Raw genomic sequence first — 19,359 nt, forward strand, 5'->3', positions numbered from 1 at the left:
CCGTCGAGCAAACGTCTTCGGCCCGACGAAATGGTGATCAATCGACCATTCTTCGATGGACCGTACGGAATCCAGCGCTCGGTAGCGGACCGACGCGTTCCGTCTACCCCACCCGGGTCGGCGGGTGAGGGCGGCGGTGAATTCGGTTGGGGTGGCCCGTTATCCGCGGGTCAGCTTGCGGTGGGTGACGCGGTGCGGGCGCGCCGCTTCCGGACCCAGGCGCTCGATCTTGTTGGCCTCGTAGGCCTCGAAGTTGCCCTCGAACCAGAACCACGAGGCCGGGTTGTCCTCGGTGCCCTCCCACGCCAGGATGTGGGTACAGGTGCGGTCGAGGAACCAGCGGTCGTGGGAGATGACCACCGAGCAGCCCGCGAAGTTCTCCAGCGCGTTCTCGAGCGAGCTCAGGGTCTCGACATCGAGGTCGTTGGTGGGCTCGTCGAGCAGGATCAGGTTGCCGCCCTGCTTGAGGGTCAGCGCCAGGTTCAGGCGGTTGCGCTCACCACCGGAGAGCACACCGGCCGGCTTCTGCTGATCCGGGCCCTTGAATCCGAACGCCGAAACATAAGCGCGGGAAGGCATTTCCTGATTACCGACCTGGATGAAGTCCAGCCCGTCGGAAACCACCTGCCACACCGTCTTGTTCGGGTCGATGCCGGAGCGGCCCTGGTCGACGTAGCTCAGCTTGACCGTCTCGCCGACCCGCACCGCGCCGCTGTCCGGCTGCTCCAGACCGACGATGGTCTTGAACAGCGTCGACTTACCGACACCGTTGGGGCCGATGACGCCGACAATGCCGTTGCGCGGAAGGGTGAACGACAGATCCTTGATCAGCTGCCGGTCGCCGAATCCCTTGTCCAGGTGCTCGACCTCGACGACCACATTGCCCAGGCGCGGACCGGCCGGGATCTGGATCTCCTCGAAGTCCAACTTGCGCATCTTCTCGGCCTCGGCGGCCATTTCCTCGTAGCGACCCAGACGCGCCTTGTTCTTGGCCTGCCGCGCCTTGGCGCCGGAGCGGACCCAGGCCAGCTCCTCCTTCAGGCGCTTCTGCAGCTTCTGGTCCTTCTTACCCTGCACCTCGAGGCGCTCGGCTTTCTTCTCCAGGTAGGTGGAGTAGTTGCCCTCGTAGGGGAAGGTACGGCCGCGGTCCAGCTCGAGGATCCACTGCGCCACATTGTCGAGGAAGTAGCGGTCGTGGGTAACGGCCAACACCGCGCCCGGGTAGGTGGCGAGGAACTGCTCGAGCCACAGCACCGACTCGGCGTCGAGGTGGTTGGTTGGCTCGTCGAGCAGCAGCAGGTCGGGCTTGCTCAGCAGCAGCTTGCACAGCGCGACGCGACGGCGCTCTCCACCGGAGAGGTTGGTGACCGGCTCGTCCGGCGGCGGGCAGCGCAGCGCGTCCATGGCCTGCTCGAGCTGGGAGTCGACATCCCACGCGTCGGCGTGGTCGAGCTCCTCCTGGAGCTTGCCCATCTCCTCCATCAGCTCATCGGAGTAGTCGGTTGCCATGAGCTCGGCGATCTCGTTGAAGCGGTCCAGCTTCACCTTGATCTCGCCGAGGCCCTCCTCGACATTGCCGCGGACGGTCTTCTCTTCGTTCAGCGGCGGCTCCTGCTGCAGGATGCCGACCGTCGCGCCCGGCGCGAGCCAGGCATCACCATTGTTCGGCTGGTCCAGTCCCGCCATGATCTTCAGCACACTGGACTTACCCGCGCCGTTCGGGCCGACGACACCGATCTTGGCGCCGGGAAGGAAGTTCAAGGTCACATTGTCGAGCACGACCTTGTCGCCATGCGCCTTTCGCACCTTCACCATCTGGTAAATGAACTCAGCCATATCGGCAAGCCTAACTGTGTGTAGTAGCGGGTTCTCCGGCAGTGTCCGCATCCACGGACGGCCGTTCCACGGGTTCGGTCCGGTCGGTTCGACCGAAGGTTTTGCGCACCACCGGGGCGGTGCAACGCCCGAGGTCGGGACCCAACGCCAGGGCCCGCATCTCGAGGTCGGTGCGCTCCGCGCCATCTCGGGTGGTGTACTCGTTCGAGCGCAGCTGCCCGTACGCGATGATCGGATCACCTCGCTGCAGTGACGCCTCGACTCCTTCGATGATCCCCCGTCGCCAACAGTTTACGGTGAGGTACAGGGTGCCACCGTCCACCCAGTCTCCCGCGCCCTGATCGTAGCGGCGGGCGGTACTGGCCAGCCGGAAACTCAGGAGCTGTTCGCCATTCTGCAGCGCGCGCCGCACCGGATGTGTGACGATCCGGCCGATCACCGCGGTGTTCGCCTCGTACATTGCACTCCCCCTTGTCGATTCGAGCCTGTGCCTGCCGTCGACCTCAAGGTTCCCGCGCAGGGGAGGACGGCGACAGGACCGAATCGGCGAGTGTGGACAACTCGCGGGGTGTGGATAGGTTCGCGGCGCGCTACAGCGTCCCCAGATCGGTATTGGCCCCGCACAACACGATTACCGGCCGCTCCCCCGGCGCCGGCACGTACGCACCGCTCTGGATCGCCGCCACCGCCGTCGCACCGGCCGGCTCCACCACGATGCGGAACTCGCGCCACAGATACTCGCGCGCCATCACGATGGCGTCGTCGCTGACCAGGATGGAACGCACCGCGTAGCGCTGCGCCACCTCCATGGCGATATCGCCGATCCGGTTCGCGCCCAGGGAATCCGAGGCCACGCTGGAGACCTCGACCTCCACCGGGTGCCCGGCCGCCAGCGCCGAGTGCAGGGTCGGCGCGCCCTGCGGCTCGACCCCGATCACCCGGCCGCGCAGCCCGAGCGCCGCCGCGACACCGGCGACCAGACCGCCGCCACCGACCGCGACCAGCACGGACGGCCTGCCCCGTACCTGCTCCTCGATCTCGAGCCCGACCACACCCGCCCCCGCCACGATCTCGGGCAGATCGTAGGCGTGCAGCTGCATGGCGCCGCGCTCGGCGGCGAGCTGGCGGGCGTACCGGTGGGCCTCGGCGTAAGTCGTTCCGTGCCACAGCACTTCGGCGCCGTGCGACCACATGGCCGCCACCTTGGTGTGCGAGGCCGACTCGGGAACCACCACGGTGCACGACATTCCGCGCAACGCGCTGGCCAGCGCCGCCGCGATCCCAGCATTGCCGGCCGAGGCCAGCACCACATGGGTCTTGTCACCGCGCGCCTGCAACAGCGCGTTGAGACAGCCGCGCACCTTGAAGGTGCCGCCGTGCTGGAGATGTTCCAGCTTGAGGGTCACCGGAACCGGGCCGCGCGGGCCCAGGATATCGGTGTGGAAGACGGGGGTCTTACGGGTGTGACCGCGCAATAGACGGCGGGCCTGCCGTACATCGGATCGGTAGAGCCGCTTGACTTTTCGGGTCGCCATGGCGACGTCGTTCACTTGCGCACCTCTCCGTCCCGCCGGGCGAGCTCGGCGAACATGGCGTTGTACGCGGTCAGGTCCGCGTCGTCGTCACGTTCGGCCTTGCGATCGAGCCGGTTCGCCAGGCGTTTGTCGCTGCGTGACCATTGGATGAGCAGCGCGAGCATCACCACCACCAGCGGCACTTCGCCACTGGCCCAGGCGAGGCTACCGCCGGTGTGCTGATCGGCGAGCAGATCATGGTTCCAGGACAGGCCCAGGCCGCGATAGAACCAGCCGCCCATCACGGTATCCATGCTCATCAGCGCGATACCGAAGAAGGCGTGGAAGGGCAGCGAACCGAACACCATACCCAGCTTGGTGAGCGGCTCCACCGGGCGCGGCTTCGGATCGATGCCGATCACAACCCAGTAGAAGAGGTATCCGCTGAGCAGAAAGTGCACGTTCATCACCAGGTGCGCACCGTGTGTACCTGCGAACTTGTCGAAGATGCCGCCCAGGTACAGCGCGTAGAAACCGGCTACGAAGAACACCGAGGCCACCACGGGCTGCGTCATGAAGCGCGACACCGGATTGTGCACGGCCGCCAGGATCCATTCTCGCGGCCCGGGCGGTGCGTCCCGACCGGCCGGTTGAATCGCCCGCAGCGCCAGCAGCACCGGGCCGCCCAGCGCGAACAGGATCGGGGCCAGCATGGACAGCATCATGTGCTGAGCCATGTGCACGCTGAACATGGCCGGGGCATAGCGGCCGACACCGGAGCTGGTGGCGATCAGCAGGGTGGCGCAACCCGCGAGCCAGGCAATGGTCCGCCCGACCGGCCAGGAGTCGCCGCGCTTGCGCAGCCGCAGCACACCCAGCACGTACACCACGGCCAGCACGAGCGCGAGGGTCCCGAAGACGAGGTCGAAACGCCAGTCGAACAGCAGTCGCTCGATATTCGGCGGACCAGCCAGGTTGTAGCCGATCTCCACCTCGGTCGGCGTGGGCACGGTGCGCAGGTCCGGCGGCGGTGTGCGGCCCAGGCCCGCGGCCAGGCCTACGGTGGCCGCGAAGATCAGCGCCTCGACGCCCGCAAAGCGAATGAGCGCGCCGCGATCCTGCGGATCCTGCTCCAGATCCGGGATGGCGCGCTGCCGCTGCAGGAACCCCACGACACCGAGCAGGATCAACGCGGCCGCCTTGGCCAGCACGAGCTTGCCGTAGGTGGTACTGAACAGATCCGACAGCGGCACCCGGACATAGGCGTTGATCACACCGCTGATCGCGATGACCACGAACGAGAGGGTCGCCACTTTCGAGAACCGGCGCACGGCGAGCGCGGTGTATTTGCCGTCCCGCAGCGCGTACGCCAGCACCGCGAACAGGCCGCCCACCCAGAAGCAGGCCGAAACCAGGTGCAGGATCAGGCTGTTGGTGGCCAGATCGTGCGCACCACCCGACGAGGAGTGCCCGGTCAGGGCGACCGGCAGCAGCGACAGCACCGACAGCCACAGCAGCACCGGCGTCCAGCCCCAGCGCAGCGCCACCCGGCAGCCGATGGCCACCACGACCACCATGAACACGGTGAATCGCCACGACCCGGCCACATCGACCTTGTCCGCGGCGCGCCACACCTCCTCCGGGCGCAGCGAATCCTGCAGCGGTTGCCCGGTGGTGTCCGACAGGGTCAACGGCACCAGCCACGCCGCCGCGACCGCCCACGCCACCGCCGCGTTCCCGGCGCGCCGCAACGCCCGATACCCGCCCACGTCGAGCAGCCCGCTGCCCTGCGGCGGCACGAAGAACGCGGCGAACAGCAGCGACCCGACGGTCAGCGCCGCCGAGAGATCCGCAACCGCTCGCACCGCCGGCAGCCCGTAGGTGGTCAGCGGTCCCGGATCCGGAATACCCAGCAGGGTCAACGCCTGCGCCGCGGACAACGCCACGACCAGCGCCGCCACCAGCGCGGTCGCCGCTCCACCCAGTGCCGTGATCGCCGCGAACGTCACCCCCGAACCCGACCGATTCGCCGAAACATCCGATCCTGCGGGCGGGCCCTGCACTGACGACATGGGCCCAGCGTAGTTCGGAGTGCCCGTCCAGACTCCCCTGGGGTTTCCGGTCCTCCGGTCTGCACAACCGCCCCGACGCGCCGAACAGTTGCTACGCGACCCAGCTTTGCTGATCTGGACGCTCGCTATACTTAACGCGCTGGACACCGAGATCGATTTCGGTCAAGGTGTTTGGAGCCCGCATCACCGCCGATGCCCGCACTGCCTCCGTAGCTCAGTTGGATAGAGCAAGGGCCTTCTAATCCCTAGGTCGCAGGTTCGATTCCTGCCGGGGGCGCATCCATGGGTTGACCTGCGCGAACATCGCCAGGTTCACTCATACCCATACCCAATAGCGCTCAAACAGCCAGGGATAATGCGGTTCAACGTGTGTTCGATGAAGGATCCGATGTTGTTGCGGGTGAGCGCAGCCTCGGTGGCGGGGATAGGTGGGTCCTGGGCCTCGAGGTACTCCACGAAGTAGCCGACGTCGCGCTTGTCGGTGTCGATGGTCGACCTGGCTCGGTTGGCCCTTCGAATATCAGTTGCGAAGTCCTCCAACCGGTTCGCCACGCATGCCGGTCGAAAACTGCTGTCGCACTTCACCATCAGCGAAAGCCACTGCTTGTCGCGGATCCGAGTAGATCCGCACGAGACTGACAATCTCGATCCCGGCCTCCTCAGCGGTCTCACGTACGGCACACTCAGCCACCGACTCGCCGAAGTCGAACGCACCGCCAGGAAGGGCCCCAAGCCCGTTATCACTACGCTGGATCAGCACGATCCAACCCCATGGTCTGAAATCCAAGTACGCGGAATAGGGGCTCAGCCGACCGGGAGTTTCAACACCGCATTGGGGCCCAAGTCGGTGACGTATACGTTGTCCGCCGTGTCGACCGCCATGCCCTGGGGATCTTTGAGCCCGGTGAACGGCAACCTGGTCGGCGTAGACGCGCCCGCCGCCAACCTCACCACCGATTCGTTACCCCAGTCGACGACGTACACGTCTCCCGCCCTGTCGACCGCCACACCCCGGGGATCTTTGAGCCCGGTGAACGGCAACGTGGTCGGCGCCGACGCGCCCGCCGCCAACCTCACCACCCGCTCGGTACCCAACTCGGTGACGTATACGTTGCCCGCCGTGTCGACCGCCACACCCTGGGGATCTTGGATCCCCGTGAACGGCAGCGTCGTCGGCGCCGACGCGCCCGCCGCCAACCTCACCACCCGATCATTAGCCCGGTCGGCGACGTACACGTCTCCTGCCATGTCGACCGCCACACCCCGGGGATCTTTGAGGCCGGTGAACGGCAACGTGGTCGGCGCCGACGCGCCCGCCGCCAACCTCACCACTCGATTGTTACTCGTGTCGGTGACGTATATGTTGCCCGCCGTGTCGACCGCCACACCCTGGGGATTCTTCAGGCCGGTGAACGGCAACGGGCTCGGCGTCGACGCGTCCGCCGCCAATTTCACCACCCGATCGTTACCCATGTCGGTGACGTATACGTTGCCCGCCGCGTCGACCGCCACACCGGTGGGCAGGCTGACTCCGGTGAACGGCAGTGGAGTCTGTGACGAGTAGGCCGGGGCGATAGGTGTGGGCGAGTTGCCACCGCCGCCCGATTCTCGTTGGACACTGATGACGACAGCTACGGCGGCCACCACCGTAACCGCGACCGCGGCCGCGACCAGCCCGGCGGTCTTGGGCGACAATCTGATTCGCCGCCTATGGCGCACAGCCACGCCCCCGGTGGTGCTGACCGCGGAATCGCCGACCGCGGCGCGAGCCGCTGCGGCCAGCTCGCGCACGGTCTGGTAACGATCGTCGGGGTTTTTGGCCATTCCCTTGGCGATGACCGCATCGAACGCAGTAGGTACACCGGGTGTAGTAGTGCTGGGACGCGGGGGTGGGGTGTGCAGGTGATGGGCGATCACACCCTCCATCCCCAACGCGCTCGCAAACGGCGGCCGGGCGGTCAGGCACTCATACAGCACGCACGTCAACGCGTACACGTCCACCCGGGCATCGGCCTTGACCTCCGCGCTGATCTCCTCCGGCGCCATGTAGGCGACGGTGCCGACGGTCTCGCCGATCGCGGTCAGCGTACGGTCGTCGGCAGCGTGGGCGATCCCGAAGTCGATCAGGTAGGCGAACTCATCGGCCCCTAGCAGGATGTTGGTCGGTTTGACATCGCGGTGGACCAGCCCGGCGTCGTGGGCCGCCTGCAGCGCGCCGGCCACCTGCGTGATGATCGCTACTGCCCGCTGCGGCGACAAGGCCCCCTCTCGCGTAATCACCTTGCGCAGATCGGTGCCCTCGATCAACCGCATATTCAGATAGAGCCGACCGTCGATGTCGCCGAAGTCGTGGATGGGGATCACATGCGGCTCGGTCAACTGCGCCACCGCCCGGCACTCCCGGCGGAACCGCTCGCGCAGCCGCTCGTCATCGGCGAAGCGCTCGGGCAGCACCTTGAGCGCCACCACCCGGTTGGTCAGCGAATCATGCGCCCGCCACACCTGGCCCATGCCGCCCTGACCCAGCAGCGACAGCAGCCGATAGCGTCCGAACGTCTCCGCTGGCCCCCAAGTGGCGTCCAGGCCACCCACTGACTTGTCATCCATTGCGCATTGCGCCGTCCCGTGACCACCCGACTGGCAAACGGTGTACTTGTTTACGTTCCAACCCCCGCCCGCGAGCGGGTAGCCCACACTAGTTGATTTAGCCAGGCCAGACAGTCGAGAGTCGGCGCTATCGTCGGCGCGCGAATTTCCCAGCCATGCTCATGCTGGCAAGTACGCGGCCGGGCACTGCCCGCCACCGGTGCGAGTGCGCGGATCGCGCCCAGAAATCCGCCAACAAACCTGTCGCAAATTCAGCGTACCTCTGAGCCATACGGCCAACTTCGTGAAGCCGGCAGTCCAGCATCACCCGGAGGCCGGGCCATCTTGCGCAAAAAGATGCCGGTTTCGCCTCTCCGCCGTCTTGCCAAGAGCTTGCCAAGACGGGCATTACATCACGGAGTGAATCTGGTTGCTACGGCGCGGTTTTGCTCGAGTCGACTGATCTGCCGATCAACGTGATGTACACCGTCGACGACCCCGGAGAAGCCGGCAGTCGGGTTCAAACTGTCCGACGGAATGGAAGTCCCCGAGGAGCTCGCCTCGCGGTTCAAGTTCGCAAAGCAGAAGCCGAAGCCGGCCAGAACCTTTCGCGGTTCCTACTTCGCCTACAAGAACGACTACTGACCGGTCGACAGCCAGGGCGAGTTCGCCAACCGCTCCGCCAGGCCGGGTGCTTGGCGGACTCCGGCTTGGAAGGCGAGCGACCAGCTCGCCAGCGGGTCCGGATCGGCAGCGAACGCGGTGAACACCTCGATCATTGCGGCGGGGGCCGAAATGCAGGACGGTGTCAGCCGTGGTCTTCGCGAGTTCAGCCTGAAGGTGCTCGGCTGCGGGCAGCGTAGCCGCGCTAGGCATGGCGAGTTCGATACCTGCCGCGAACTGGTGAGGTACAGCACAGGAAACTCTCTGGTCAGGAGGCAACGCGTGAGTGCCTACACGGTCGGCTATCCCCAACGACTCGACGAAGCGGTTCCTCACCGGGTCAACGTTGGTTTCGCCACCTTCATCGACCGCATCCACAGCGCAGTCCCCCAGCCCGGCTGACCGATCCGAGTTGGGCCTGGCAGCAGCGGCGGCGGGCGTGTGATGCCGGCCGCGAGTTGTTGGGGGACTTCAGGACTGGCTGTCGGCGAACCGATCGAGCCGGGGGCCGGGTGAGTTGGGTGTCGGAGTGGAATAGGAGTTGCCAGTATTCGCTGCGGATTGCGCTCCAGAGGTCGGCGAATTTGGTGAAACATTCACGCGCCCAGCACAAGTCGTGGCAGGTGTTGTCGTCGAAGGCGGCGGTGTCGAGGGGTCGGGCGGGATTTGTGACGGTGAGGCCGGGATCTCGATGGCGCGGCCGATGGCCTGCTTTCCGCCGACGGAGGTGTAGCGGGTCCGTTGCGTGCGATGTGCGGGTGTTGCTGACATGTATCGCGCAGTCCAGGGGATGGTGAGCGGTGCTGCTGACTGCCTTTCCCGGCACCGGTGCGATCAATCCGGGAGGTGTCCAACAGAACGTCCCGTATCGCGGCATCGGGTTGGAGATTCCTCCCGGGGGTTCGGTCGAACCGCCGTGACCACCGCGTTTTCCTGGAGCGCTCCCTCACCTCGGAGAAATTTATAGGACTAGACTAAGAGAAAAGTTCGTTCGTTCCTGGGAGCTCGACATGGGCATACGCGAATGCGTTGGCTCAATTCTGGCCACCACCGCAATTGCCTTGGTACCGAACATCATCGCGCCCGGCATGGCCGCAGCCGCCAGTCCGCTACCGGAGGCGACTTTCGAGGAGATGATTGCCCGGGAAGCCTGGTTCGTGGTGTCCGGGCAGGACCCCGCGCAGTCGCCGCCCGGCGTGAATGTGCCGTGCACACCGTCGGCGGCCCATCCGCGGCCGGTGGTGCTCGTGCACGGCTTCCCGGCCAATCAGTACCAGGGGTTCGCGCATCTAGGACCGAAGCTGGCAAATGCCGGGTACTGCGTGTACTCCCTGAATTACGGCGGAACCAACGCCTTCGACGGCGGCATCGACGGGGTATCGATGTCCGTGCCGCAGGTATCCGCCTTCATCGACCGCGTGCGGGCCGAGACCGGCGCCGCCGAGGTCGACCTGGTCGGGCATTCCGGTGGCGCGTTCGTCTCGCTCTACCTCGCTAAGACCGACCCGGCAGCGGCTGACCGGATCGGCGCGGTTGTCACCCTGGCACCACCCACGAACGGAATCACCAGCGGACTTATCGGCAACGCAGCACAACTCGGGCTGCGCGGGCTGGTCGCGGGCGTATGCGGGATCTGTGAGGACGTCTCCCCCGGTTCGGCCGCGATGACCCGACTGCACGACGGCCCGATCGCCCAGACCGGCATCCGCTACACCACCATCGTGTCGGCGCACGACTCCATGGTGTCCCCGCCCGCCACCGCGGCCATCGCCGAGGATGGTGTCACCGATCTCGTCGTACAGGACCAGTGCCCGGACGACCCGGTCGGGCACAGCGGCATGGCATATGACCCCAGCGTGGACGCGATGATTCTGAACGCGCTGGATCCGGGGCGTACGGTGCCGGTGCAGTGCGGGAGCGGGCCGCAGTTCTGACCGGCCGATGCTCTGCCGACGTGCCGATCGCGGATCTGGAGGTCACCGCAATACGGCCGTGAGGAACTCGAGCTGGTCGGTCACCGCCTGCCGCTGCCAAGGGCCCTGATAGATGTCGAAATGGTCGACGGGGTACTCGCGAATCCGGGCCCGCGGACCGGCTTTCGCAGGGCCGCGCTCGGTGGCGCGACACTGTCGTTCGTGCCGACCCGCACCAGCATCGAACAGGGCACGCGCCGGGCGAAGGTGGTGGGCCGGTTCAGGCCGACTTCCAGCGCGGCCCGAGCGCACGCCTCGTTACGCCAGGTCGGCCCGCTACCGGGATGACGGCCTCCTGATAGTCCTCGCACTGCCGACGCCACTAAACACGCCGGTATCCAGGCCAACGGTGCGGCCGTACAACCGGATTCGTTGCGGGACGTGACCTTTCGACGGCGGTCGCTCGATCACGATCCCGGCCGAGGGCGGACGTGGTGAGCGATCCGATCGAGCTGTCCTTCAGCGCTTTTCAGGCGATGTCGGCCGGGGTGGACCTGCCTGCCACGACGCTCACCCGTGAGAGTTTCCTCCCCCAATTCGGCCCAACGCCCTCGCTCGCGCCGAGGCCGACGTCATCGACAAGGCAGGCGTCACCGACGTCGTCGTCCACGACCACTGCCGGGAATGCACAGCGGCCTGGCCTACGACCCCAGTGTGGACGCGATGATCCTGAACGCGCTGGATCAGGGCAGGCCGGTGCTGGTGGAGTGTGGCAGCGGGGCCGGAGTTCCGACCGCAGAGTGCGGTGCACCGTGCGACGGTGTGAGACCGTCTCAGGCTGTTGAGCTTCCGCCGGTGGCCCGAGACGGTGGTGAGACACTGTGTGGCACAGTGCGATCAGTACCTGGTCAGAATCCACTCACGCCCTTGGCCAAGGCGGTGGTGCCCATCACCATGAACACCACAGCGATCACGGTGTGGTTGTTCGCCTGTAGCCAGTTCTTCAAGCGGGCCAGTGCGCCTCGCAGTTGATTCGCCGCGACGGCGTAGCCACCCACGGGGACGACCACCGATGCCGCGCCCAGAAATACGAAGACGGCGATTGCCGCAGCAGTGCCGGCCGGGTTCAGGCCCGAGGCGCCGATTGTCACGCCCGCCGTGATGCACAGAAGCAGGTTTTTCGGATTCAGTACCGACAGCAGCAGGCCGAAGCCGGCAGCCTTGGCGACTCCGAGTTCGTCGATGGCTTTCATCCAGCCCGGGATCGAATCGTCCTTGCGGCTGCCCCATTGACGAATGGCGATGAACACCAGCAGGAGGCCCATGGCGATCTTGATCGCAGAGGCCGCGGCAGAGGGCCGGCCCGCCGAACTCATCAGCCCGGATGCGGCCGCGGCTGTCACGAGCCCCGTGACCGTCAGGATGCCCGTCACCCAGCCGAGCGCGAAGCCCGCACTGGCCCGGCCGGCGTTGGCGGAGAGCAGCATGAGGATGGCCGCCACCACCGGAATGGGTGACAGCGCAACGCCTATGGCCAGTGGCAGCAGGTCTCCGATCACAGGTCCCACCTCTGCGACATCGGGCCGACGTTCGCAACCGCGGTCATTTCATCGCCGCGAGGTTGCGCCAGAAGTTGGCAAGGCTGTCGGTGCCACCGAAGAGCGTGGTGAAGTTGGTGGAGTCGGCCATCACGATGTCGCCGGCTCGTTCGACGGTCGGGGGCAGCCACAGCAACGTATTGAATTCGGTGTTGCCCGCCTCGATGAACGGGTGGGGACGGGACAGTTCGATGGGCTGACGCGCGAGCAGGCGCACCGAATCGCTTTCGGGCTCGGTCAATTCGTAGTGGGGCAGGTGCGGGTGGAAATTGAAGGTGGTGACGTCCTCGAGCAATCGCGGAGTGTCGAGGTCACGGAAGGAGGTGAGCGGCGCGATCGAGCGAGTGCCTTCGACGACGGCGGGCCGCAGGCCGTAGACGTTGTGTACCGGGACGTTCAGGGCGGTCATCAGCGAGCGGGTATAGGCGCCGAACCGCTGCTGGCGCGGCACCAGCGGATCACCATGGTGTTCGAACTCGATCTGGCGCTGCTTCAGGTCATCGGTGAAGCCGACGTCGTGGTGCGGGGCGAGGAGCAGGCAGGTGCCCTCGCGCCGCAGCCACTGCTGGATTGCGGCGATCTCCTCCGGAGCCGCTTCCTCCTGCGCGAGAAGGTGATCGAGGCCGAACACCATGAGGGTGTCGGTGTCGGCGAGGATGCGTTCGTCGATGGGCTGTTTGAATCCGGCCTGGTCGATGCGCTGGAACACCGCCACCGGATGCCCCGTCACCTCCCCGGCTACCCGCTGGAAGTCGAGGGTGGAGCGGTGGAACAGTTCGAGGGTGCCCGCGATGCCCTGCAGGAAGTGCGCGGCATCGTATTCGGGCGTCTCGTAGGCGGGCCAGGTGGCCTGGCGCACCTCGGTCATGGTGGAGAAGCGGTTGTCCAGTTCGGCCGTATCCCGTTGCGTCTCCCAGGGATAGCTCCACGACCAGTAGATGCTGATGCGCCGCTTGCCGGGGGTGTAGGGGCGGGCCAGGTGGGCCTGGTTGTAGGTGCGGGCTGGGGTGAACGATGTCATGCTGCTGCCTCGATATCGGTGAGAGTGGTCAGATAGCGCAGGGCGCGCAGCCCTGGCAGGAAGAAGTACGCGCCGCCTCGGACACTGGTGAGCGCTGGAATTCCGGTGATGGTCTTGCGAATCGGACGCTTCGGAATCTTGAACTCCAGGGTGCCGTCCTGGTTGCCGATGATCGGATCCCGCTCGTTGCCCAGTTCGTGGAACGACTTGTCGTTGACCCACACGTTCTGCGCGAACTCGAACTGGCGCACCAGGCTCGCGCACAGCACGAAGGCCGCGATGCCGCGGTCGGCGCCGTCGTCGGGGGTTCCCTCGGGCAGGTGCGGCCCATAGGTTGCGCCGCGGCGAATCATGCGGCGGCGCTGCATGTTCACGCCCGTATCACGTGGATTCATGCGCCGGATATGCGACCCGAGCGGCACCGCGTAGCCGTGCGGATCCATCTGTTTGTAGTTGAAATCGTTGTTGCGGCTCATATCCGCACCCAGTTCCGGATCGTCGGCCTCCGGGGCGAGGACCAGCGGCGCGCCACTGCGCCAGCGGCCCATCAGCTTCGCCGCCGCCAGCTCCTGTTCCTCGGCGGTGTCGCCGTGCTCGGCCATGAAGTCACGGAATCGACCCACGTGTTCTTGCAGGCGGCGATAGGCCATGAAGGTGCCGTTGCGCGAAAGCACCTCGGGCTGCGGCAGATCCAGCGGCGGCCCACTCTCGTCGTCGTAACCGAGGATGAACTCCCCGGCCTTCAGCGGTGCGCCGCTGCCCGGCGTGGGCTCCTCCCCCGTACCTTCGATCACCGGCTGCGACAAGCGATCCCGATAACCGAAGTGGTCGTGCGCGTAGCCGAACGGCGGTACGGCCTCCAGATCCAGCGACGACAGCACCGTGACACCCGGGCAGGCGGCAAGGAGTGCATTGTGTTCGGCCACCCGTCGGTCGCGTTCGGCGGCGTCACGGGCGAAGAGGATGACGATCGCGTGCAGATCGTCACCGGCGGTGCCGTCGATCCAATGGTCGGGATGGTTGGCCCCGGCATCACCGAGGACTTCGGCCCGCGCGGCCATGCCCTGGCGGAATTCCTCCGGGAAACTCGCCAGCGCGTCCGCCGGGACGCCCAGGGCACGCAGTCCGGTCCAGGTGAAAGCCACAGACACCCACTGCTTGCCGGTGTCCACCGAGTCCTGTAGGTCGGCGACCGAGGGCACACGGTCGGCCATGACGGCGAGCCATGCGCGCGCTCCGGCGGCGTCGGTGAAGGACAGGAACTCGTAGCGCCCGGTCAGTGCCGGCACCCGGGTCAGCAGGATGTGCTGGATATCGTCGAATTCGAGCATCGCGACCCCGCTACTGCATCTCGTCGAGCATGTCGGAGAACGCCGCTTTGAGCCGCAGGGCCTTCTTGACCTCGTCGGAGGTCACATACGGGTATTCGCCGTATTCGAGGAAGCTCGGGAACTGGTGCTTGCGGAAGAATTCGATGGCGGCGGCCCGATTGGTGCGCCAATCCTCGGGAAAGCCTTCGAGATTCACGAAGGCGGTGGTGATGCCCGTGGACAGGAACAGGTCGAGCGCGTCCTCGAGGTACTTGTCGAAGTCGGTGTCGAAGATGCCCTGGTACTGGAAGGTCAGGCCGTCGCCGATATCGAACAGCACCCACCGCAGATAGTGCAGTCGCAGCGATGCAAGCACATTCGGATCCTGTTCGACCGCGGCCTGGATGACCTTGCCGTGCTCCCGGATCGCCGCCTCATGACCCGGCTTGACCTTGGCGACGATGGAAAACCCATAGTTAGCTGGAGTACGGGGGTAGACCGGACCGTACCGCCCCTGTTCGTACTCGAAATACCCCTTCTCGGGGATGGCCATCGCTGCTGGCTTGGACCAATCCTCGCTGCTTGTGGCCACGTCGTTGTCCCTTCCTTCGGTATGGCTTCGGTAGCTGGAACGAAACCCACAGTAGGCAGCGCAGGGACCGCCCGCTTATCATTACGGGACAGGATGCGGATCATTTCGGGACGTCGGAGAATTGGTGAAACCACTGGCCCGCTACGCGGCGCTGAACGAATACGTGGAGCTGTGCCGATCGCTGGGCATCGACCCGGTGGGGCTGTTGCGCACGTCCGGCCTGGACCCGGCCGGTCTGAGCCTGCAGGACCGCTGGGTGCCCGCCGCCGCGATCGCCGAGCTGCTCGAGCACTCGTCCGTCGCGACGAACTGCGCCGATTTTGGGTTGCGCCTGGCCGAGCGCCGCCGCTTCGCCAATCTGGGTCCGCTGAGCCTGGTGGTCCGCGAGGAGCCCGACGTGCGCAGCGCTCTGACCGTGATGTCGCGGCACGAGGACATGTACAACGAGGCGCTGCACACCCGCCTCACCGAACAGAACGGCCTCGCCACCATCCGGCTGACCCTCGATGTCGGGCAGCCCGGCGACACCCGCCAATCCGTCGAACTCGCGGTCGGCGTCCTGCACGGCCTACTCGCCGGTTTCATCGGTGCCCCATGGCAGCCGGTGGAGGTCCGCTTCACCCACCCCGCCCCGCCCGATCTGCGCGCCCATCACCGGGTCTTCGGACCGCAGGTGACCTTCGAGCAGGACTTCAATGGAATTCTCACCTACACAAGCGATCTCGATGCGCCCAATGCGATGGCGGATCCACAGCTGCGCGCCTACACCCAGCGGCTGCTGGACCCCGTCCACCCGGTCCGTCCCGCGACCACCGCCGACCGCGTCCGCGAGCTCATCGAACTGCTCCTCCCCACCGGCCGCTGTTCGGTGGAGCAGGTGGCCCGCAGCCTGGGCGTCGACCGCCGCACCGTCCACCGCCGCCTCGCCGCCGAAGGCGAGACCTTCAGCTCACTACTGGATTCGACCCGCGCCGAACTGGCCCGCCACATGGTCGCCAACCCGCGCCGCTCCCTGACCGAGACCGCCGAACTCCTCGGCTTCTCCGCCCCCGGAAACTTCTCCCGATGGTTCCGTAAGCAGCACGGCTGCAGCCCCGCACAGTGGCGCCGCACCCGGGCATCGGCCGAGGCGACCTGACCTCGGCGCCGCGGCTCGGGCATCACCGGGTTCCCGGAGCGTTGCGGTCTTTGCCGTCGATCACGATGGGGGCGTCGGGGCCGAAGGCCATGCCGAATTGCGGGCGGCCGTCCTGGCCGAAGTACATCGGTTGGACGCGGATGCTGCGGCCGGGCCAGCCGGTGCCAGGTTCCAGGCGGGCGTGGTAGGTGATCCAGGGGCGGCCGTCGATGGTGAGGAATCCGTTGTGGCCGGGGGCGATGGCGCCGGGACCGCCGGGGAGTACGGGGCCGCCCGATTTGGTCCAGGCATCGGGGTCCATGGGGTCGCCGCCGCGCGCCAGTTCGAGGAGGCCGAGGCGGTAGGTGTCGTCGAAACTGGCGTTGGCGGAGAAGGTCGCGAAGAGGCGGCCGTCGGGTGCGATGAGGGGTTGCGGGGCCTCGTTGATGAGGAGGTCCGCGTCGTTGGGGACGGTCTCCCAGGCGGCGATGGGTGTCGCGATGCTGACGCGGTCACCGATCGGCGTCATGGGGTCCGACATGCGGACCACGCAAATGTCTTGTACGCGTGTGTCATCGGGGTTGCGCAGGCAGGACCAGAAGAAGTAGCCCACGCCCGCGTACTGCTGATAGGTGCCATCGATGGCCCAGCCCCCGGGCAGATTCAGGGGCCCGAGGTATTCGTAGGGGCCGGTCGGGTCGCTTCCGGTGGAACGCAGCGCGTACATCCGATGGGTCTCGTTGCGGTCGTCCTCCTGCCCCGCGAAGTAGATCCACCACCGATCGCCGACGTGCACGAGTTCCGGAGCCCAGATCTTGGTGCAGGCGGGGGCGGGGCAGTCGGGGTGTTCCCACACCACCTTCGGCTCGCTGTTCTGCAGTCCCCCGAGCGTGTCCGAACTGCGGATCACGATGTTGTCATCGTTGTAGAAGTCCCCCTGTACCAGGTGGAATCGGCCCTGGTAGTAGGTCATGCTCGGGTCGGCCCCGGCGGCCAGCACCGGGTTGGTGAATTCCTCGCTATGAGCCTCGGTTGCCGAGGCCTTCGGTGTATTGCCGCCCGCGACCATCGTTCCGACGCCCACTGTCAGAACACCGACCAGTCCGACGGCTCTTCGCCAACCCACCAGCATCACCTCCAGCAAACGTCGAGAACCCAGTCTCGACGCCGTCGTGGGCGAGTTCAATCACAAACGGAAAGCCGCAGGACTGCACAGCGATTCGCCGGGCCTCCACGACGATCGGCGGCGATGTTCACCCGCTCCCTGTGCACAGGGCGTGGTCGATCAGGCCGCCGGCCGCATTCTCCGGGTCGCGGAGGTGTTCCGGGGTGTCGCCGCGCGGGTAGCAGCCAGCCGGCGAGCAGCGCGCGGAAGAAGCTGTTCCCCGAGCCCGACCGAGGTTGTGGTCAATCCAGCTCGGCGAGTTTGGCTTCGAGCAGGCCGCGTTCCTGGTCGTTGCCGCAGAGGACGATGGCGAGGCCGAATTCGGTTCGGGCTTCGGCTGTCCGGCCCAGTCTGGCGAGCAGTTCGCCGCGGACGCTCGGGAGGAGATGGGAATTCGGGAGGGCCGCAGCCGATCTGAGGTCGTCGACAATGGTGAGGGCGGGGGCGGGACCCTCGGCCATGGAGACCGCGACGGCACGGTTGAGGTCGATGATCGGGGACGGCGAGAGCCGGGCCAGGGCTTCGTAGAGCAGGACGATGCGGGGCCAGTCGGTGGCGTCGACGGAGTCGGCGACGGCGTGACATTCGGCTATCGCGGCCTGGAGACCGTAGGCGCCGAGACCGCGGCCGATGCGGGCCGCCTGGTCGAGGGCGGCGCGGCCGCGGCGGATGGCCGCGCGGTCCCAGCGCATTCGGTTCTGGTGTTCGAGCAGGATCGGCCGGCCGGTGGCGTCGGTGCGGGCGGGGAAGCGCGCGGCGGTCAGTTCGAGCAGGGCCAGCAGACCGTGGACCTCGTGTTCCTCGGGGACGAGGCGCGCCAGGACCCGGGCGAGGCGCTGCGCTTCGGCGGCGAGGTCGAGGCGGATCAGCTGTGCGCCGGAAGTGGCCGAGGAGCCTTCGGTGAAGATCACGTAGACGACGCTCAGGACCGAGCCGAGCCGGGCGGCGCGTTCGTCGGCCGGCGGGATGGCGAACGGGACCTGCGCCGCCGCAAGGGTTTTCTTGGCGCGGGTGATGCGAGCCTGCACCGTCGCGGTGGGCACCAGGAAGGCCTTGGCGATCTCGTCGCTGGTCAGGCCGCCGACGACGCGCAGGGTCAGCGCCACCTGTGCCTCGCGGGACAGCACCGGATGGCACGACACGAACATGAGCGCGAGCACATCGTCGTCGATCCGATCGGGATCCCAGAGCGGTTCCACCCCTGGCGTTTCCGTGGGTTTCCCGCCGGTGGCAACCCCGCCCTCGCCCAGGTCGCGGGCGAGGGCCAGGTACCGGTCGTCGCGGGTGGCGCGGCGGCGGTAGGCGTCGATGGCGCGCCGCCGACCGACGGTGAGCAGCCAGCCCGCGGGATTGCGTGGCACGCCGTCGCGCGGCCAGGTCACCAGCGCCTCGGCCAAAGCCTCCTGGGCGAGGTCTTCGGCCAGGGTGAAGTCGCCGGTGTAGCGGGCCAGAGCGCCGACGATGCGCGCGGATTCGATGCGCCATACCGCGGCGACGGCGTCACGACCGGTGGGGTCGGCCATGGCTCAGCGGCTCACAGCTGCCCGGTGGCCTCGCGCCAGGCGCGTTCCTTCTGGATCCACTCGTTGTCCTGCGGGAATTCGTCGATGGTGGTGACGCGCCGGATCTCGGTCTTGAATCCGGGACCGAACGACGGCGCCCGCCTGGCCCATTCGACGGCCTCCTCTTTGGAGGCCACGTTCAGGATGTAGAAGCCGCCGAACAGCTCCTTGGTCTCGCCGTAGGGTCCGTCGGTGACCAGCGGCGGCTCGGACGAGAAGTCCACCACCACACCCTCTTCCACGCTGTCGAGGCCCTCGGCGGCGAGCAGGACCCCGGCGCGGATCAGCTCGTCGTTGAAGCGCCCGACGGATTCGAGCACCTTCTCGAAGTCGGCCTCGGCCATGGCCGCATTGCCCTCGTCGCTCGCACGCCAGATCAGCATGTATTTCACGGGATCATCTCCTTGTTG

Annotated in this window: 17 protein-coding genes and 1 tRNA gene; 4 read left to right on the forward strand and 14 right to left on the reverse strand. The window is 66.8% G+C overall.

Annotated elements, in window-relative coordinates; translation table 11 throughout:
- Positions 1-159 precede the first annotated feature (159 nt).
- The 4 genes from ettA to ACIRRA_RS14405 all read right to left on the reverse strand — a co-directional run bounded on the left by ettA (position 160) and on the right by ACIRRA_RS14405 (position 5,422).
- Positions 160-1,836 (reverse strand): energy-dependent translational throttle protein EttA, encoded by a 1,677-nt coding sequence (gene ettA, locus ACIRRA_RS14390; protein ID WP_402767391.1) that lies wholly within the window; start codon positions 1,834-1,836, stop codon positions 160-162.
- 10 nt (positions 1,837-1,846) lie between these two features.
- The gene (locus ACIRRA_RS14395) at positions 1,847-2,296 is read right to left on the reverse strand and encodes a single-stranded DNA-binding protein (RefSeq protein ID WP_357006002.1); all 450 of its coding nucleotides are present in this window, start codon (positions 2,294-2,296) and stop codon (positions 1,847-1,849) included.
- Positions 2,297-2,426: 130 nt separating this feature from the next.
- The gene (locus ACIRRA_RS14400; protein ID WP_402767637.1) at positions 2,427-3,371 is read right to left on the reverse strand and encodes a threonine/serine dehydratase; all 945 of its coding nucleotides are present in this window, start codon (positions 3,369-3,371) and stop codon (positions 2,427-2,429) included.
- Between the two features lie 11 nt (positions 3,372-3,382).
- Entirely contained in the window at positions 3,383-5,422 is a 2,040-nt protein-coding gene (locus ACIRRA_RS14405) for a cytochrome c oxidase assembly protein (protein WP_402767393.1), read from the reverse strand.
- Between the two features lie 203 nt (positions 5,423-5,625).
- Between ACIRRA_RS14405 and ACIRRA_RS14410 the strand changes: the two genes are divergently transcribed.
- Positions 5,626-5,699: transfer RNA gene (locus tag ACIRRA_RS14410), tRNA-Arg, on the forward strand.
- Positions 5,700-5,942: 243 nt separating this feature from the next.
- Here ACIRRA_RS14410 and ACIRRA_RS14415 read toward each other — a convergent pair.
- The 3 genes from ACIRRA_RS14415 to ACIRRA_RS14425 form a co-directional block, all read right to left on the reverse strand.
- Positions 5,943-6,182: an NUDIX domain-containing protein gene (locus tag ACIRRA_RS14415; RefSeq protein ID WP_402767394.1), complete on the reverse strand. Its 240-nt coding sequence runs from the start codon at positions 6,180-6,182 to the stop codon at positions 5,943-5,945.
- 44 nt (positions 6,183-6,226) lie between these two features.
- Positions 6,227-8,029 (reverse strand): serine/threonine-protein kinase PknD, encoded by a 1,803-nt coding sequence (locus ACIRRA_RS14420; protein ID WP_402767396.1) that lies wholly within the window; start codon positions 8,027-8,029, stop codon positions 6,227-6,229.
- A 617-nt stretch (positions 8,030-8,646) separates the two neighbouring features.
- Positions 8,647-8,778 carry a hypothetical protein gene (locus tag ACIRRA_RS14425; RefSeq protein ID WP_402767398.1) on the reverse strand — a complete coding sequence of 44 codons (132 nt, stop codon included), beginning with the start codon at positions 8,776-8,778 and terminating at the stop codon, positions 8,647-8,649.
- On the opposite strand from ACIRRA_RS14425, the gene ACIRRA_RS14430 reads away from it, so the two are divergent.
- Positions 8,771-9,073, forward strand: coding sequence for a hypothetical protein (locus ACIRRA_RS14430; RefSeq protein WP_402767400.1), 303 nt, complete (start codon positions 8,771-8,773; stop codon positions 9,071-9,073). The genes ACIRRA_RS14425 and ACIRRA_RS14430 overlap by 8 nt on opposite strands.
- Positions 9,074-9,681: 608 nt before the next feature.
- Positions 9,682-10,605, forward strand: coding sequence for an esterase/lipase family protein (locus tag ACIRRA_RS14435; protein ID WP_402767402.1), 924 nt, complete (start codon positions 9,682-9,684; stop codon positions 10,603-10,605).
- Between the two features lie 887 nt (positions 10,606-11,492).
- Here ACIRRA_RS14435 and ACIRRA_RS14440 read toward each other — a convergent pair.
- The 4 genes from ACIRRA_RS14440 to ACIRRA_RS14455 are packed head-to-tail and all read right to left on the reverse strand — an operon-like array spanning position 11,493 to position 15,066.
- On the reverse strand, positions 11,493-12,143 hold the full coding sequence (locus ACIRRA_RS14440; RefSeq protein ID WP_402767404.1) for a GAP family protein: 651 nt from the start codon (positions 12,141-12,143) through the stop codon (positions 11,493-11,495).
- Positions 12,144-12,186: 43 nt separating this feature from the next.
- Positions 12,187-13,203 (reverse strand): hypothetical protein, encoded by a 1,017-nt coding sequence (locus tag ACIRRA_RS14445; protein WP_402767406.1) that lies wholly within the window; start codon positions 13,201-13,203, stop codon positions 12,187-12,189.
- Complete coding sequence (locus ACIRRA_RS14450; protein ID WP_402767408.1) at positions 13,200-14,534, reverse strand: Dyp-type peroxidase; 1,335 nt, start codon at positions 14,532-14,534, stop codon at positions 13,200-13,202. Before ACIRRA_RS14450 ends, ACIRRA_RS14445 begins: the two co-directional genes overlap by 4 nt.
- A 10-nt stretch (positions 14,535-14,544) precedes the next feature.
- A complete protein-coding gene (locus tag ACIRRA_RS14455; RefSeq protein WP_402767639.1) occupies positions 14,545-15,066 on the reverse strand; it encodes a hypothetical protein in 522 nt (173 codons plus the stop codon).
- A gap of 163 nt (positions 15,067-15,229) precedes the next feature.
- Here ACIRRA_RS14455 and ACIRRA_RS14460 point away from each other — a divergent pair, with 163 nt between their 5' ends.
- Positions 15,230-16,243 carry an AraC family transcriptional regulator gene (locus tag ACIRRA_RS14460; protein WP_402767410.1) on the forward strand — a complete coding sequence of 338 codons (1,014 nt, stop codon included), beginning with the start codon at positions 15,230-15,232 and terminating at the stop codon, positions 16,241-16,243.
- A gap of 22 nt (positions 16,244-16,265) precedes the next feature.
- Here the strand turns inward: ACIRRA_RS14460 and ACIRRA_RS14465 are convergent, their stop codons facing one another.
- The 3 genes from ACIRRA_RS14465 to ACIRRA_RS14475 form a co-directional block, all read right to left on the reverse strand.
- Positions 16,266-17,348 (reverse strand): family 43 glycosylhydrolase, encoded by a 1,083-nt coding sequence (locus ACIRRA_RS14465; RefSeq protein ID WP_402767411.1) that lies wholly within the window; start codon positions 17,346-17,348, stop codon positions 16,266-16,268.
- 281 nt (positions 17,349-17,629) lie between these two features.
- Positions 17,630-18,910: an RNA polymerase sigma factor gene (locus tag ACIRRA_RS14470; RefSeq protein ID WP_402767413.1), complete on the reverse strand. Its 1,281-nt coding sequence runs from the start codon at positions 18,908-18,910 to the stop codon at positions 17,630-17,632.
- An 11-nt stretch (positions 18,911-18,921) separates the two neighbouring features.
- The gene (locus ACIRRA_RS14475; RefSeq protein ID WP_402767415.1) at positions 18,922-19,341 is read right to left on the reverse strand and encodes a YciI family protein; all 420 of its coding nucleotides are present in this window, start codon (positions 19,339-19,341) and stop codon (positions 18,922-18,924) included.
- Positions 19,342-19,359: the final 18 nt, after the last annotated feature.

It is taken from the genome of Nocardia sp. NPDC101769, assembly GCF_044766925.1.
Classification (GTDB): Bacteria; Actinomycetota; Actinomycetes; order Mycobacteriales; family Mycobacteriaceae; genus Nocardia.

Bases quoted from the DNA above. Each gene is read 5' to 3' on its own strand.
- ettA (WP_402767391.1), bottom strand. From the start codon at position 1,836: ATGGCTGAGTTCATTTACCAGATGGTGAAGGTGCGAAAGGCGCATGGC.
- ACIRRA_RS14395 (WP_357006002.1), bottom strand. From the start codon at position 2,296: ATGTACGAGGCGAACACCGCGGTGATCGGCCGGATCGTCACACATCCG.
- ACIRRA_RS14400 (WP_402767637.1), bottom strand. From the start codon at position 3,371: ATGGCGACCCGAAAAGTCAAGCGGCTCTACCGATCCGATGTACGGCAG.
- ACIRRA_RS14405 (WP_402767393.1), bottom strand. From the start codon at position 5,422: ATGTCGTCAGTGCAGGGCCCGCCCGCAGGATCGGATGTTTCGGCGAAT.
- ACIRRA_RS14420 (WP_402767396.1), bottom strand. From the start codon at position 8,029: ATGGATGACAAGTCAGTGGGTGGCCTGGACGCCACTTGGGGGCCAGCG.
- ACIRRA_RS14435 (WP_402767402.1), top strand. From the start codon at position 9,682: ATGGGCATACGCGAATGCGTTGGCTCAATTCTGGCCACCACCGCAATT.
- ACIRRA_RS14445 (WP_402767406.1), bottom strand. From the start codon at position 13,203: ATGACATCGTTCACCCCAGCCCGCACCTACAACCAGGCCCACCTGGCC.
- ACIRRA_RS14450 (WP_402767408.1), bottom strand. From the start codon at position 14,534: ATGCTCGAATTCGACGATATCCAGCACATCCTGCTGACCCGGGTGCCG.
- ACIRRA_RS14455 (WP_402767639.1), bottom strand. From the start codon at position 15,066: ATGGCCATCCCCGAGAAGGGGTATTTCGAGTACGAACAGGGGCGGTAC.
- ACIRRA_RS14470 (WP_402767413.1), bottom strand. From the start codon at position 18,910: ATGGCCGACCCCACCGGTCGTGACGCCGTCGCCGCGGTATGGCGCATC.